Genomic DNA, 14176 nt, shown 5'->3' on the forward strand with positions numbered 1-14176 from the left:
CAGGTAGCTAGAAAAACTAGCTAAGAGGGAGGCAGTGATGCGCAGCGAGGGGCGCGGGCGGTGGTGGGGGCTGCTCGCCATCAGCCTCGGCGTGGCGATGATCATCGTGGATGCCACGATCGTGAACGTCGCCGTACCGCAGATCATCCGGGACCTGGAGGTCACCTCCACCGACGCGCAGTGGGTGCAGGAGGCGTACACCCTGGTCTTCGCCGCGTTGCTGCTGGTGGCCGGGCGCTTCGCCGACCGCAGCGGACGCCGCCGGATGTTCGTCACCGGGGTGACCGTCTTCGTGGTGGCCAGCGTGCTCGCCGCGCTCGCCGGCAGCGGCCCGGCGCTGATCGGTGCCCGGGTGCTGCAGGGCATCGGCGGCGCGATGATGCTGCCCACCTCGCTCTCCCTGCTCAACGCCAACTTCCGCGGCCGGGAGAAGGGCATCGCCTTCGCCATCTGGGGCTCCACCATCGGCGGCGCGGCGGCGCTCGGGCCGCTGCTCGGCGGCTGGCTCACCACCACCTACTCCTGGCGGTGGGCGTTCGGCATCAACATCCCGGTCAGCCTGGCGGTGATCGTGGCGACCCTGATCCTGGTCGCCGAGTCCCGCGACGACCGGGCCGAACGCGGCGTCGACCTGCTCGGCGCGCTGCTCTCGGTGATCGGCATGACCGGCGTCGTCTTCGCCCTCATCGAGGGCCGCACCTACGGCTGGTGGGAGCGGGAGCGGCCGTTCAGCCTCTTCGGCCTGGACTGGACGGCGAACGTCTCGCCGGTGCCGGTCGCCGGGCTGGTCGGCCTCGCCGCGCTCGGCGTCTTCCTCGCCGAGCAGGTACGCCGCAACCGGGCCGGTCGCCCCGCCCTGCTCGACCTCTCGCTGTTCGGCATCGGCTCGTTCCGCAACGGCATCCTCGCCGCCGCGATCGTCAGCCTGGGCGAGTTCGGCCTGCTCTTCGCCCTGCCGCTGTGGTTCCAGAACGTGCTCGGCTACAGCGCCTTCCGGACCGGTCTCGCGCTGCTGCCGCTCGCCGTCGGCAGCTTCCTGGCCAGCGGCATCGGGGCCCCGCTGACCCAGCGCTGGGGTGCGGCCCGGGTGGTCCAGCTCGGCGTGGCCGCCGAACTCGTCGGCGTGGCCGGGCTCGGCCTCGTGGTCGCCCCGGACACCACCTGGTGGGCCCCGGTGGGCTTCCTCTTCGTGTACGGCATCGGCGTCGGCCTGGCCACCGCGCAGCTCACCGGCGTCTCCCTGGCCGAGGTGCCGGTGCAGCGCAGCGGTCAGGGCTCCGGGCTGCAGAGCACCGCCCGGCAGGTCGGCTCGGCGCTCGGCATCGCGGTGCTCGGCACGGTGCTCTTCGCCGGCCTCGGCGGCATCCTCACCGACCGGCTCGCCGACCAGCCCGGGCTCGCCCCGGCCCAGCGGGAGCAGGTGGTGACGGCGGTCAAGGAGAGCGCCGGCGCGGCGATCACCGGGCTGGCCGCCGACCCGCGTACCGCCCCGATCGCCGAGGAGGCCAAGGTCGCCTTCTCCGACGCCACCCGGTACGCGGCCTTCGCCGCGGCGGGCTTCCTGCTGGTCGGCCTGCTCGCCTGCCTGCGACTGCCCCGGGTCCGCGCCGAGGCCACCGGCGACGCCCCGCCGGCCAGCGCCGAACCGGCCCAGGTGTGAGCGGGTGGGGGCCCCGGACCGGGGCCCCCACCCGGATCACCAGCTGGTCGGCAGCGGCATGCCCTCGGTGTAGCCGGCGGCGCTCTGCACGCCGACCAGCACCCGCTCGTGGAACTCGTCCAGGTTGCGCGCGCCCGCGTAGGTGAAGGCGCTGCGCACCCCCGAGATGATCTCGTCGATCAGGTCCTCGACGCCGGGACGGGTCGGGTCCAGGTACATCCGGGCCGAGGAGATGCCCTCCTCGAAGATCGCCTTCCGGGCCCGGTCGAACGCGCTGTCCTCGGCCGTCCGGGCGCTGACCGCGCGGGACGACGCCATGCCGAAGCTCTCCTTGTACCGCCGGCCGTCCGCGTCGGTGTAGAGGTCACCGGGGGACTCGTAGGTGCCGGCGAACCAGGAGCCGATCATCACGTTCGACGCGCCCGCGGCCAGCGCCAGCGCCACGTCCCGCGGGTGCCGTACCCCGCCGTCGGCCCAGACGTGCCGGCCCAGCGCCCGGGCCGCCGCCGAGCAGTCGAGCACCGCGGAGAACTGCGGCCGGCCCACGCCGGTCATCATCCGGGTGGTGCACATCGCGCCCGGCCCGACCCCGACCTTGACGATGTCGGCGCCCGCCTCCACCAGGTCGCGTACCCCCTCGGCGGTGACCACGTTGCCGGCCGCGACCGGCACCCCCGGGTCCAGCTTGCGCACCGCCCGCAGCGCCGAGATCATCCGTTCCTGGTGGCCGTGCGCGGTGTCCACCACCAGGGTGTCCACCCCGGCCTCCAGCAGCGCGGCGGCCTTGCCGGTCACGTCGCCGTTGATCCCCACCGCGGCGGCGATCCGCAGCCGACCCCGGTCGTCCACCGCCGGCTTGTAGAGGGTGGCCCGCAGCGCGCCCTGCCGGGTCAGCACCCCCACCAGCCGGCCCTCGTCGTCCACCACCGGGGCGAGCCGCCGCCGGCCGGCGGAGAGCCGGTCGAAGCCGGTACGCGGGTCCGCGTCCGCCGGCACCGTGTGCAGCTCGGTCGACATCACGTGCCGGAGTTGGGCGAACCGGTCCACGCCGACGGTGTCCGCCTCGGTGACCACACCGAGCGGCCGGCCCGCCTCGTCGACCACGACCACCGCGCCGTGCGAGCGCTTCGGCAGCAGGTGGATCGCGTCGCCGACGGTGTCCGTCGGGCCGAGGGTGATCGCCGTGTCGTGCACCAGGTGGCGCTGCTTGACCCAGGCGACGACGTTGGCCACCACCTCGATCGGGATGTCCTGCGGGATCACCGCGATCGCGCCCCGCCGGGCCACCGTCTCGGCCATCCGCCGGCCGGCCACCGCGGTCATGTTCGCCACCACCAACGGGATCGTGGTGCCGGTGCCGTCGGGCGTCGCCAGGTCGACGTCGAGCCGGGACCCCACCTCGGAGCGGTTGGGCGCCATGAAGACGTCGTTGTAGGTCAGGTCGTGCGCGGGAACCGCGCCATGAAGGAACCTCACCCGGCCATCATTCCCGCCCGCCGCCGCCCCCACCCCCGCCAGTCGCGGAAAACACCTCCCTCCCCCCGCCCACCTCCTGCTCCCGCCCCGCCCCCGCCCCGACCCGCCCCGCCCCGCCTCCGCGATCTTGCACTTACTGCCCCATCGGCGTCCGCTTCGGTCACTTGTGTCGGGGCACCAAGTGCAAGATCGCCGGGCCGGGCCGGGCCGGGGCGGGGCGGGGCGGGGCGGGTGGTCAGGGGTTGAGGAGGAGGGTGGCGGCCACCGCGACCATGACGGCGGCGACGGCGCCGTCGAGGACGCGCCACGCGGCGGTACGGGCGAGCAGCGGGGCGAGCCGGCGGGCCCCGCCGCCCAGGGCGGTGAACCAGAGCAGGCTGGCGGTGGCCGCGCCCGCCCCGAAGGCCCACCGGTGCTCGTGCTGCTGGGCGACCCCGCCGACCAGCAGCACGGTGTCCAGGTAGACGTGCGGGTTGAGCCAGGTGAAGGCGAGGCAGGTCAGCGCCGTGGCGCCGAGGGTGGCGGCCGGGCGTTCGCTGGGCCGCAGCGCGTCGGGGCGTACCGCGCGGCGGGCGGCGAGCACGGCGTACCCGAGCAGGAACGCGGCACCGGCCCAGCGGATCGCGGTCAGCAGTCCCGGCCGGTCGGAGACGACCGTCCCCACGCCGGCCACCCCCGCGGTGATCAGTACGGCGTCGGAGAGCGCGCAGATGGCGACGACCGGTGCGACGTGTTCCCGGCGCAGGCCCTGCCGCAGGACGAAGGCGTTCTGCGCGCCGATGGCGACGATCAGGGCGGCGGAGACGGTGAGCCCGGCGAGGGCGGAGGTGAGGATGTCGGGCACTCCTCGACGCTACGAGGGCCGCTTCGACCGGTCCAACTGAACTTTCTGACGTTGCATAAGCTGAGCTGATGGAAGGAGTCGACTCCACCCAGCTGCGGACGCTCGCCGCCGTGGTCGGGGAGGGCAGCTTCGACCGGGCGGCCCGGCTGCTGCACGTCACCCAGTCGGCGGTCAGCCAACGGATCAAGGCGCTGGAGGCCACCGTCGGGCAGGTGCTGGTCCGCCGGGGCCGGCCCTGCCGGATCACCGAGGCGGGCCGCCCCCTGCTGCGGCTCGCCAGCCAGCTCGTGCTGCTGGAGAGCGAGGCGCTGGCCGAGGCACGGGGCCCACTGGCGGGCACGCGGGACGGCACCCGGGTGGCGGTGGCGGTCAACGCCGACTCCCTCGCCACCTGGTTCGTCGACGCGCTGGCCCGGGTGCCGGCGGAGCTGGCACTCCGGTTCGACGTACGCCAGGACGACCAGGACCACAGCGCCGAGTTGCTGCGCGACGGCTCGGTGCTGGCGGCGGTGACCGCGCAGCGCGAGGCGGTCCAGGGCTGCCGGGTACGCCGGCTCGGCGCGCTGCGCTACCGCGCGCTGGCCACCCCGGAGCTGGCCGGGCGGTGGTTCGCCGACGGGCTGACCGCCGCGGCGCTCGCCGTCGCGCCGGTGCTCGTCTTCGACCGCAAGGACCGGGTGCAGCACCGGTTCATCCGGGCGGTGACCGGCCGGGACCTGTACCCGCCGGCGCACTACCTGCCGTCGGTGCCGGCGTTCAGCGAGGCGGTCCGGCGCGGCCTCGGCTGGGCGCTGATCCCGGAGCCGCTCGCCGGGCCCGACCTCGCCGCCGGGGTCTGCGTCGACCTGGACCCGACCCGGCACGTCGACGTGCCGCTGTACTGGCAGCACTGGCGACTGGAGTCGACCGTGCTGGACGCGCTCACCGCCGCCGTCCGCGCGGTCGCCGCCGAGACGTTGCACTGAGCCGGCACCGGGCCGCCGACACCCGGCACTGAACCGTCGGCACCCTGCGCCGGGCCGGCCGGGTGTGCCGAAGGGCCCCTTCCCGACGCCAGGCGTCGGGAAGGGGCCCTCCGGTGGAACTCAGGCGATGGTGCAGATCGCCGCGCCGGCGGTGATCACCGCGCCGACCTCGGCGGAGAGGCCGCTGACCGTGCCCGCCTTGTGGGCGTGCAGCGGCTGCTCCATCTTCATCGCCTCCAGCACGACGACCAGGTCGCCCTCGGCGACGGTGTCCCCGTCCGCCACGGCGATCTTGACGATGGTGCCCTGCATGGGGGAGGTGAGCGCGTCACCGCTGACCGCCGCGCCGGCCTTCGCGCCGCCGCCCCGGCGGGCCGGCTTCTTCGCGGCGGGCGCGGCGGCTGCCGTACCCGCGCCGAGGCCGGCGGGGAGGACGACCTCCAGCCGCTTGCCGCCGACCTCGACCACGACGGTCTCGCGCTCGGCCGGCTCCTCGCCGGCGCCGGCGACGGCGGTGAAGGCCGGCACGGTGTTGTCGAACTCGGTCTCGATCCAGCGGGTGTGCACGGTGAACGGCTCGGCGGTGAACGCCTCGTCCCGGACCACCAGGCGGTGGAAGGGCAGCGCGGTGGCCATGCCGTCGACGACCATCTCGTCCAGCGCCCGGCGGGCCCGCTCCAGCGCCTCGGTACGGGTCTCGCCGACGATGATCACCTTCGCCAGCAGCGAGTCGAAGTTGCCGCCGATCACGTCGCCGGCCGAGATGCCGGTGTCCACCCGCACGCCCGGGCCGCTCGGCAGCCGCAGCGCGGTGACGGTGCCCGGGGCGGGCAGGAAGTTGCGGCCCGGGTCCTCGCCGTTGATCCGGAACTCGATGGCGTGCCCGCGCGGTGTCGGGTCCTCGGTGTGCCGCAGCTTCTCGCCGTCGGCGATCCGGAACTGCTCGCGGACCAGGTCGATGCCGGCGGTCTCCTCGGTGACCGGGTGCTCGACCTGGAGCCGGGTGTTGACCTCCAGGAACGAGATCGTGCCGTCCGCGCCGACCAGGTACTCCACCGTGCCGGCGCCGTGGTAGCCGGCCTCCCGGCAGATCGCCTTGGCGCTGTCGTGGATCTGCCGGCGCTGCGCCTCGGTGAGGAACGGCGCGGGGGCCTCCTCGACCAGCTTCTGGTGCCGGCGCTGCAGCGAGCAGTCCCGGGTGCCCACCACGATCACGTTGCCGTGCTGGTCGGCGAGGACCTGCGCCTCGACGTGCCGGGGCTTGTCCAGGTACCGCTCGACGAAGCACTCGCCCCGGCCGAACGCGGCGACCGCCTCCCGGGTGGCCGACTCGAACAGGTGCGGGATCTCCTCCATGGTGCGGGCCACCTTGAGGCCGCGCCCGCCGCCACCGAAGGCCGCCTTGATGGCGACCGGCAGGCCGTGGTCGACCGCGAAGGCCATCACCTCGTCGGCGTTGCCGACCGGGTCCGGGGTGCCGGGGACCAGCGGCGCGCCCGCGCGCTGGGCGATGTGCCGGGCGGTCACCTTGTCGCCGAGGTCGCGGATCGCCTGCGGGGTGGGGCCGATCCAGGTCAGCCCGGCGTCGAGGACGGCCTGGGCGAAGTCGGCGTTCTCGGAGAGGAAGCCGTAGCCCGGGTGCACCGCGTCGGCGCCGGCGCGGGCGGCCACGTCGATCAGCTTGTCGATGCGCAGGTAGCTGTCGGCGGCGCTGTCGCCGCCGAGGGCGTACGCCTCGTCGGCCAGGGTGGCGTGCAGGGCGTCCCGGTCGGAGTCCGCGTAGACGGCGACGCTGGCCAGCCCGGCGTCGCGGCAGGCCCGGATGACGCGGACGGCGATCTCGCCGCGGTTGGCGATGAGTACCTTGCGCACCTTGTGGCTCCTCCCCGGAGGTCGATTCCGGGAGTGTATCGGCCACCCCGGCGACCCTAACGATCGCTCAGTGTGGGATGCGGCACTGTCGTGTCGCGCATTGGTCAAACTTGTTTATTACGCTTGTCCGGTGTCGGCAACCCGAATGATGATCCTGGGGCTGGTCCGGTGGATGCAGCCGGTGCACGGCTACGACGTACGCCGGGAGCTGCTGAGCTGGAGCGCGGACAAGTGGGCCAACGTGCAGCCCGGATCGATCTACCACGCGCTGCGCAAGCTCGCCGACGAGGGACTGCTCCGGGCGGTGACCACCGAGCAGGTGGGTGCCCGCCCGGCGCGCACCACGTACGAGGTGACCCCGAAGGGGGAGGAGGAGTTCGAGACGCTGCTGCGGGCCCAGTGGTGGCAGCTCAACGAGCGGCCGGACCCGTTCACGGCCGCCTTCTCGTTCCTGCCCGCGCTGCCGCGCGAGGAGGCGGCGGCGGCGCTGCGCAACCGGGCCAACCTGCTGCGGGCCGGGATCGAGTCGATGCGCGCCTCGCTGGAGTCGGACTGGGTCAGGAAGTCGAAGCCGGTGCACGTGGGGTGGATGTTCGAGCTCTGGGCGGCCCGGGCCGAGGCGGACATGGCCTGGTGCGAGCGGATCGCGGAGCGGATCGAGTCGGGAGTGTCGTACCTGCCCGCTGGGATGGAGCGGGGCGACGGGTGGTCGGGCTGGAACGACGGCGGTCCACCGCCCACGGAAGACACGCATTAATCAACGTTGACCATAAGAGCTATATCGCGATAGCCTCTCTCCGCGAGCCGCGCGGGAGAGGTGTGTCCCCGTTGCGGACGATCGGCGGCCGGTCACGTCCGGCCCGGACGACCAGGAGCAGACATGATCGAGACCAGAGGGCTGCGGAAGTCGTTCCGCTCCCGGGCGGGTCGCGAGACGAAGACCGTGGACGCGGTCCGGGGGGTGAACCTGGAGGTCGCCGAGGGGGAGATCTTCGGCTTCCTCGGCCCCAACGGCGCCGGCAAGACCACCACCCTGCGGATGCTCGCCACCCTCATCGAGCCGGACGGCGGCGAGGCCACCATCGCCGGGGCGGACCTGCGCAAGGACCCGGCCGGGGTGCGCCGCCGGATCGGCTACGTGCCGCAGGGCGGCAGCACCTGGGACGAGTCCACCGCCCGTGAGGAGCTGGTGCTCCAGGCCCGGCTCTACGGGATCGGCAAGGACGAGGCGCACCGGCGGGCCACCCGGGCGCTGGACGCCTTCCAGCTCAGCGAGTACGCCGACCGCAAGTGCAAGACCTACTCCGGCGGCCAGCGCCGCCGGGTCGAGATCGCGCTCGGCATCATCCACGAGCCGAAGATCGTCTTCCTGGACGAGCCGACCACCGGCCTCGACCCGCAGAGCCGCGCCCACATGTGGGACGAGATCCGCCGGCTGCGCACCGAGGGGATGACCGTCTTCATCACCACGCACTACCTCGACGAGGCCGACGCGCTCTGCGACCGGATCGCGATCATGGACCACGGCGAGGTGGTCGCCGAGGGCACGCCCGCCGAGTTGAAGCGGGAGATCTCCGGTGAGGTGGTGCTCGTCGGCCTGGACGCCGCCACCACCCCGCGCGCCGCCGAACTGCTCGACACCGAGGCGTACGTGGGCAAGCTGGAGACCGTCGACGAGGGCGGCCTGCGCCTCTACGTCGAGGACGGCGCCACCGCCATCCCGCAGGTGCTGCGCCGCCTCGACCACGCCGGCCTGGACCTGCGCTCCATCGAGCTGCACCGGCCCAGCCTGGACGACGTCTTCCTCACCAAGACCGGCCGCTCGCTGCGCGAGTCCTGAGAACCGGAGAAGCTGTCATGAAATTCGCCCGTGACACCTGGCTCATCTTCCAGCGCCAGATCCAGCTGCTGCTGCGCAACCCGGTCTGGGTCTTCGTCGGCGTCTTCCAGCCGGTGATGTACCTGCTGCTCTTCGCCCCGCTGCTCAAGCCCGCCCTGAACGCGCCCAGCCAGGCCGCCGCCTACAAGGTCTTCGTGCCCGGCCTGCTGGTCCTGCTGGCCATCTTCGGTGGCCTCTTCCAGGGCTTCGGGCTGATCGCCGAGCTGCGGTCCGGGGTGATCGAGCGGTCCCGGGTCACCCCGGTCAGCCGGCTCGCCCTGCTGCTCGGCCGGTCCCTGCGCGACGTCGTCTCGCTGCTCGTGCAGGCCGTGATCATCACGCTGCTGGCGCTCCTGTTCGACCTGCGCGTCTTCATCGGGTACCTGCTCCTGGCGTACCTGATGCTGGCCCTGATCGCGCTGATGACCTCGGCCGTCTCGTACGGCGTCGCACTCAAGGTCAAGAGCGAGGACGCGCTGGCCCCGCTGATGAACACCGTCGCCCAGCCGGTGCTGCTGCTCTCCGGCATCCTGCTGCCGCTCACCTTCGCCCCCGGCTGGCTCCAGGGCGTCGCCAAGTGGAACCCGTTCTCCTGGGCGGTCGACGGGGTGCGCGCCCTCTTCGCCGGTGACCTGGGCAACGACAAGGTCTGGCAGGGGCTGACCATCATCGCGGTGCTCGCCGTCGCCGGGGTGGTCTGGGCCGCCCGCCAGTTCGCCCGCAGCGTCCGCTGACCCGACGAGAGCTGCCTCTCACCTGGGGCGGGGCACCGGCCCGACGCGCGTAGCGTAAGGCCGGTGCCCCGCCTCACCCGTGACCGGACGACCTGGCTGACCTACGCCCAGCTCGGCCTGTGGGGCTTCTTCCTCTACGGGTTCGGGCCGGTCGTACCGCTGCTCCGGGACGAACAGGGCACCAGCGCCGCCGTCGCCGGCCTGCACAGCACCGGCATCGCCGTCGGCGCGCTGCTCGGCGGCGCGCTCTTCGCCCCGGTCGCCCGCCGTCTCGGCCGCGGCCCGACCACCTGGCTCGGCCTGGCCGGTGTGGCCGCCGGCGTCGCCGCGCTCGGCCTGGTGCGCCCACTGCCCGCCACCATCGCCGCCGTCGCGGTGGTCGCCACCTTCGGCATGATGGTGATCAGCGGGGTCAACGTGGTGCTCACCGCCCACCACGGCCCGCGCGCGCCCGCCGCGCTGGCCGAGGCCAACGCCGCCTGCGCCGGCATGGGCATCCTCGCGCCGCTGGTCATCGGCGCCGGCGTGGACGCCGGCCTCGGCTGGCGGCCGGCGATGGCCGTCGAGGTCGCCCTGATCGCGGCGGTCGCCCTCACCGCCCTGACCTTGCGGGTACGCCGACCGCAGGCCGCCCCCGCTGTCGCGGCTGCCGGCACCCCCGCACCTCCCACCCGGACACCCGACTCCCCGGCCGTCCCCGCCTCCCGCGCGGTGTCCTCCGCAAGGGGCGGGCGGCTGCCCCGGGCCTACTGGATCGCCTGGGTGCTGATGGCGGTCACCGGCTCGATCGAGGTCTGCCTGTCGCTCTGGACGGCGGACGTGCTGCGTACCCATGCCGGGTTGAGCGCCGGCACGGCGTCGGCGGCCGTCGCGGCGATCGTCTGCGGCATGTTCGTCGGCCGGCTGGCCGGCGGCCGGTTCGCGCTGCGCTGGCGCCCCGTGCCGCTGCTGCTCGCCGCGCTCACCGTCTCACTGGTCGGCTTCGTACTCTTCTGGTCCGCCCCGGTCGGCTGGCTCGCGGTCACCGGCCTGGTCGTGCTCGGGCTGGGCAACGCGCTGCACTACCCGCTCGCCATCTCCATCGCCCTGACCGCCGCCGGGCCCGCCGCCGACAAGGCGGCGGGCTGGTCGTCGTACTCGATGGGGGTGGGTTTCGGTATCGCCCCGGTCGCCCTCGGCTGGGTGGCCGACGGTGTCGGACCGCACCTGGCCTTCCTGCTGCTGCCCGGCTTCATCGCGGCGGCGCTGCTGCTGACGGTGCGCCTCGGCCGCGCGCTGCCCCCGGTCGCCGCACCGCCCGAGCCGGACCCACGCTACTTCGGGGAAACTGCTGTCTCCGACCGCGCGGAGACCACGGTTTCCCCGTAGTAGCGCCCTGCTCAGCGCACCCGGGCGAGGGTGACGCCGTCGGCGAGGGGAAGCATGACCGCCTCGACGCGGACGTCGGCGAGGACGTCGTCGTTGAAGGCGGCGATCGCGCGGTCGTCGGCGTTCTGCGGGGCCAGCACCCGGCCGCCGCGCAGCGTGTTGTCCACCGCGATCACCGCGCCGGGACGCATCCGCGGCACCAGCTCGTCCCAGTACACCGGGTAGCCGACCTTGTCCGCGTCGATGAAAGCGAAGTCCAGGTGACGCTCCCGGGGCAGCTCCCGCAGCGTCTGCGCCGCCGGGCCGATCCGCAGCTCGATCCGGTCCTGCACGCCGGCCCGGGCCCAGTAACGCCGGGCCACGCCGGTGTACTCCTCGGAGATGTCGAAGCAGGTCAGCCGGCCGCCCTCGGCCAGCCCCCGGGCGATGGCCAACGACGACAGGCCGGTGAACGTGCCCACCTCCACCGCCTGCCGTACGCCGAGCAGCCGGGTGAGGAAGGTCAGGAACGCGGCCTGCTCCGGCGCGACCTGCATGTCGGCCTGGTCGGGCAGGGCGGCGCGGGTCTCCTCGGCCAACTCCCGGACGATCTCGTCCGGGGTCGATCCGTGCGCCACCAGGTACGCGTGCAGTTCCGGGGTCAACGGCAACGGCTTCGTGCTCATGATCGGACGTTAGCCGAGATGCTCGATCTCCTGGCCCCCCGGCGCGACCTTCGTCCACAGATCGGTGATGCTCAGCTCCAACTCGGCGAGCAGACTCCGCAGCAGCGGCAGGCTGAGCCCCACCACCGTGCCCGGGTCCCCCTCGATGCCGGTCAGGAACGCCCCGCCCAACCCGTCGATGGTGAACGCCCCGGCCACCGCCAGCGGCTCACCCGTCGCCACGTACGCGGCGATCTCGTCGTCCGACACGTCGGCGAAGTGCACGGTGGTCGACGCCACCGCCTCCGCCCGCGACTCGTGCACCACGTCGATCAGGCAGTGCCCGGTGTGCAGCACCCCGCTGCGCCCACGCATCCGCTCCCAGCGCCGGGTGGCGTCCGCTGCGTCCGCCGGCTTGCCCAGGATCTCCCCGTCGAACGCCAGCACCGAGTCGCAGCCCAACACCAGCGTGCGCTCCTCCGGCGTCGGACGCAGCCGGCCCAGCACCGCCTGCGCCTTCAGCCGGGCCAGCTCCAGGCACAGCTCCTCGGCCCGGTCGCTGACCACCTGTGACTCGTCGACGCCGCTGACCAGCACGTCGGGTTCGATCCCGGCGGCCTGGAGCAACTTGCGGCGGGCAGGACTCTGCGAGGCGAGCACGAGGCGCAGCGGCATGGAGGTCGACACCCCGTCGACGCTACCGGCTGACGCGCGGCGGCGGATCCTCGGCACGACGACGACGCCGCCAGGCGAGATAAGCACCGCCCGCCGCGACCAGCACCCCCAACGTGGCGAGCCCGCGCGCCGTCGCCCCACCGTCACCCGGATCTCCTGACTCGGCCACGGTCGACGCCGGCGGCGTGACCTGCGACGATTCGAAACCCAGCGGGGGTACGTCGGCCGTCAGCGCCGCCACCAGGTCGATGACCCCGTAGCCGTACTCGTCGTCCCGGCCGGGCGGCCCTTTGTCGATCGCGGTGGCGGTGAGGCGGTGAGCGACCTCCTCGGCGGGCAGGTCGGGGTATTTAGAGCGGATCAGGGCAGCAGCACCGGCAACGATCGCCGTCGCATCGGACGTGCCGGTGCCGACGCGGTAGCCGCCGTTGATGCTCGTGCTGTAGATGTCGACAGCAGGAGCGACCACGTCGATCTCAGGTCCGGTGACCGAGATGGCCGCGTGATTCCCGTTCTTGTCAACGCCCCCGACAGCGATCACCCCGGGTTCAGAAGCCGGGTAGCCGACGTGGGTATCTTCGGGACGATTTCCTGCACCTGCAACTACTACGATGTTCGATTGCAGTGCAAGTCTTATTGCTTGTTGCAGTCTCACGGAGGCAGCGGAAACGGCTGAAATGCTGATCACGTCAGCCCCATGGGAGGTGGCAAATTCTATCCCTGCGGCAAGGTCCTCTACGTCACCGCCCGCGCTTGTCGCCTTTCCTCGGATCGGCATGAGCTTTGCGTCCGGCGCTATGCCAAGGGCTCCTGTCCCTGCCCGTATTCCATGCGCGGCAACTAGTCCGGCCATCCCGGTGCCATGACCGTCTAGGTCTTCGCGACCGTCCCCGCCCGTGGGAGTGAGATCCACGCCGGGCAGAAGATTATTCTTCAGGTCGGGATGAGGAGCGATCCCGGTGTCTGGTATCGCCACGATGACACCAGCACCTCGCGCTATTGCCTGCGCTTGCGCAGCCTTCAAGTATCGGAGATGCCATTGCAGGATTTGTGTATCGTCCACTATGGCCGAGGAACATTTAGCGGCTCCCGTAGCCGGTGCTGGCTCAGTCACCGTTACCGCCAACAGCAGGGCAGCGAGGGTGGTTAAAGTGATGCGGCTCGCAGAGTTTCTCACCTATCGAAGCCGATTGCCGGGCCTGGATCGATCGGTCCTCTCTCGTCCGGCGGCCGTACCACCGGTGGAACTCCTTCATCGGTTTCCCAAGGGTGATCGGGATCCCATGGCTGGCGGGTGTGGTGCCCGCGCTCGTCTCGTCCCGCCTTCATGGGACTTCCAGCAGTGCCCGGACCTCCCATGCCCGGCGAACCGCCGAGTGGGGATAGTCCGTGGAGTGAGGTCGCCTGTGAACGCCTTGCGTTGGGCCTCGAACCCGCTGCACCTGTGGGTGCAGTACCTGCGCCTCCTCCTCCGATAACTCCACCCACGGGATTTGCCCGGCGAGGAGGAAGGCTGCCGCCACTCTGGCCTATACCGCCTCCAGGGCCGCCGCCGATGAGTCCGCCAGGGAGCGTTGGTCTTGCGCTGCCGTTTGGGACTGCCTTGCCGCCCTCTGCGGCCAGTCCTCGGGCAGGTTCAGATGACCCTGTGTATGGACTTGGTGGTATGTAGGGACTGGGCGGCGTGGAAAGACCGGGAAGAGTCGGCGCGGAACCGCTGATCGGTTGAGATATGGACGGGGGCGTAAGGCCAACGTTAGGCGAGGTGGGGGTCAGTGTTCCGGTACCACCGAGAATTGGGCCAACTCCGGGGGGTGAAGGGAGTGTCGCGGGCTCTCCGACTACTTTTGCCGGGCTAACTCGAGCCGACGGCCCGCCTGAGGGTAGTGGCACGGCAACGATTGGGGGAATTGTCGGAGGCTGTGGCACTTCGGTTGGCTCGGTTTTTGGTTGGTCGCGGGCCGGCCAAGACTTCTGGAGTGGTGGTTGGCGGAGCATGGCTTGGGCTTGTTGGAGTTCGCCGCTCAACCCCGACATCAACCCCCGCGCCCGGTCGTTC

12 protein-coding genes are annotated in these 14176 nt (G+C 72.3%); 6 read left to right on the top strand and 6 right to left on the bottom strand.

Annotation, left to right across the window (positions count from 1 at the left end; genetic code table 11):
- Positions 1–37: 37 nt before the first annotated feature.
- Positions 38–1660, top strand: a complete 1623-nt coding sequence (locus GA0070611_RS26530) for a DHA2 family efflux MFS transporter permease subunit (protein ID WP_091670081.1) — start codon at positions 38–40, stop codon at positions 1658–1660.
- Between the two features lie 36 nt (positions 1661–1696).
- Here GA0070611_RS26530 and GA0070611_RS26535 read toward each other — a convergent pair whose 3' ends face one another.
- Positions 1697–3136: a GuaB1 family IMP dehydrogenase-related protein gene (locus GA0070611_RS26535; protein WP_091670084.1), complete on the bottom strand. Its 1440-nt coding sequence runs from the start codon at positions 3134–3136 to the stop codon at positions 1697–1699.
- Between the two features lie 235 nt (positions 3137–3371).
- Positions 3372–3971, bottom strand: a complete 600-nt coding sequence (locus tag GA0070611_RS26540; RefSeq protein WP_091673481.1) for a LysE/ArgO family amino acid transporter — start codon at positions 3969–3971, stop codon at positions 3372–3374.
- 77 nt (positions 3972–4048) lie between these two features.
- On the opposite strand from GA0070611_RS26540, the gene GA0070611_RS26545 reads away from it, so the two are divergent.
- Positions 4049–4945 (top strand): LysR family transcriptional regulator ArgP, encoded by an 897-nt coding sequence (locus tag GA0070611_RS26545; RefSeq protein WP_091670087.1) that lies wholly within the window; start codon positions 4049–4051, stop codon positions 4943–4945.
- A 120-nt stretch (positions 4946–5065) separates the two neighbouring features.
- Here GA0070611_RS26545 and GA0070611_RS26550 read toward each other — a convergent pair whose 3' ends face one another.
- On the bottom strand, positions 5066–6817 hold the full coding sequence (locus tag GA0070611_RS26550; protein WP_091670090.1) for an acetyl/propionyl/methylcrotonyl-CoA carboxylase subunit alpha: 1752 nt from the start codon (positions 6815–6817) through the stop codon (positions 5066–5068).
- A 145-nt stretch (positions 6818–6962) separates the two neighbouring features.
- Between GA0070611_RS26550 and GA0070611_RS26555 the strand changes: the two genes are divergently transcribed.
- The 4 genes from GA0070611_RS26555 (at position 6963) to GA0070611_RS26570 (ending at position 10798) form a co-directional block, all read left to right on the top strand.
- Positions 6963–7574, top strand: a complete 612-nt coding sequence (locus tag GA0070611_RS26555) for a PadR family transcriptional regulator (RefSeq protein WP_091670094.1) — start codon at positions 6963–6965, stop codon at positions 7572–7574.
- A gap of 123 nt (positions 7575–7697) precedes the next feature.
- Positions 7698–8657: an ATP-binding cassette domain-containing protein gene (locus GA0070611_RS26560; RefSeq protein ID WP_091670098.1), complete on the top strand. Its 960-nt coding sequence runs from the start codon at positions 7698–7700 to the stop codon at positions 8655–8657.
- 17 nt (positions 8658–8674) lie between these two features.
- On the top strand, positions 8675–9430 hold the full coding sequence (locus GA0070611_RS26565) for an ABC transporter permease (RefSeq protein WP_091670101.1): 756 nt from the start codon (positions 8675–8677) through the stop codon (positions 9428–9430).
- Between the two features lie 63 nt (positions 9431–9493).
- Positions 9494–10798, top strand: a complete 1305-nt coding sequence (locus GA0070611_RS26570; RefSeq protein ID WP_091670104.1) for an MFS transporter — start codon at positions 9494–9496, stop codon at positions 10796–10798.
- Positions 10799–10809: 11 nt separating this feature from the next.
- Here GA0070611_RS26570 and GA0070611_RS26575 read toward each other — a convergent pair whose 3' ends face one another.
- Genes GA0070611_RS26575 through mycP form a run of 3 tightly spaced genes read right to left on the bottom strand, consistent with a single transcriptional unit; the run spans position 10810 to position 13273 of the window.
- On the bottom strand, positions 10810–11463 hold the full coding sequence (locus tag GA0070611_RS26575) for an O-methyltransferase (protein ID WP_091670107.1): 654 nt from the start codon (positions 11461–11463) through the stop codon (positions 10810–10812).
- 9 nt (positions 11464–11472) lie between these two features.
- Positions 11473–12129 (bottom strand): Maf family protein, encoded by a 657-nt coding sequence (locus GA0070611_RS26580; RefSeq protein WP_091670111.1) that lies wholly within the window; start codon positions 12127–12129, stop codon positions 11473–11475.
- 10 nt (positions 12130–12139) lie between these two features.
- Positions 12140–13273, bottom strand: a complete 1134-nt coding sequence (mycP, locus tag GA0070611_RS26585) for a type VII secretion-associated serine protease mycosin (protein WP_407940457.1) — start codon at positions 13271–13273, stop codon at positions 12140–12142.
- Positions 13274–14176: the final 903 nt, after the last annotated feature.

This window comes from Micromonospora auratinigra (genome assembly GCF_900089595.1).
GTDB lineage: Bacteria > Actinomycetota > Actinomycetes > Mycobacteriales > Micromonosporaceae > Micromonospora > Micromonospora auratinigra.

Coding starts and splice junctions, on each gene's coding strand:
- GA0070611_RS26575 (WP_091670107.1), bottom strand. CDS start 11,463: ATGAGCACGAAGCCGTTGCCGTTGACCCCGGAACTGCACGCGTACCTG.
- GA0070611_RS26555 (WP_091670094.1), top strand. CDS start 6,963: ATGATGATCCTGGGGCTGGTCCGGTGGATGCAGCCGGTGCACGGCTAC.
- GA0070611_RS26530 (WP_091670081.1), top strand. CDS start 38: ATGCGCAGCGAGGGGCGCGGGCGGTGGTGGGGGCTGCTCGCCATCAGC.
- GA0070611_RS26545 (WP_091670087.1), top strand. CDS start 4,049: ATGGAAGGAGTCGACTCCACCCAGCTGCGGACGCTCGCCGCCGTGGTC.
- GA0070611_RS26565 (WP_091670101.1), top strand. CDS start 8,675: ATGAAATTCGCCCGTGACACCTGGCTCATCTTCCAGCGCCAGATCCAG.
- GA0070611_RS26560 (WP_091670098.1), top strand. CDS start 7,698: ATGATCGAGACCAGAGGGCTGCGGAAGTCGTTCCGCTCCCGGGCGGGT.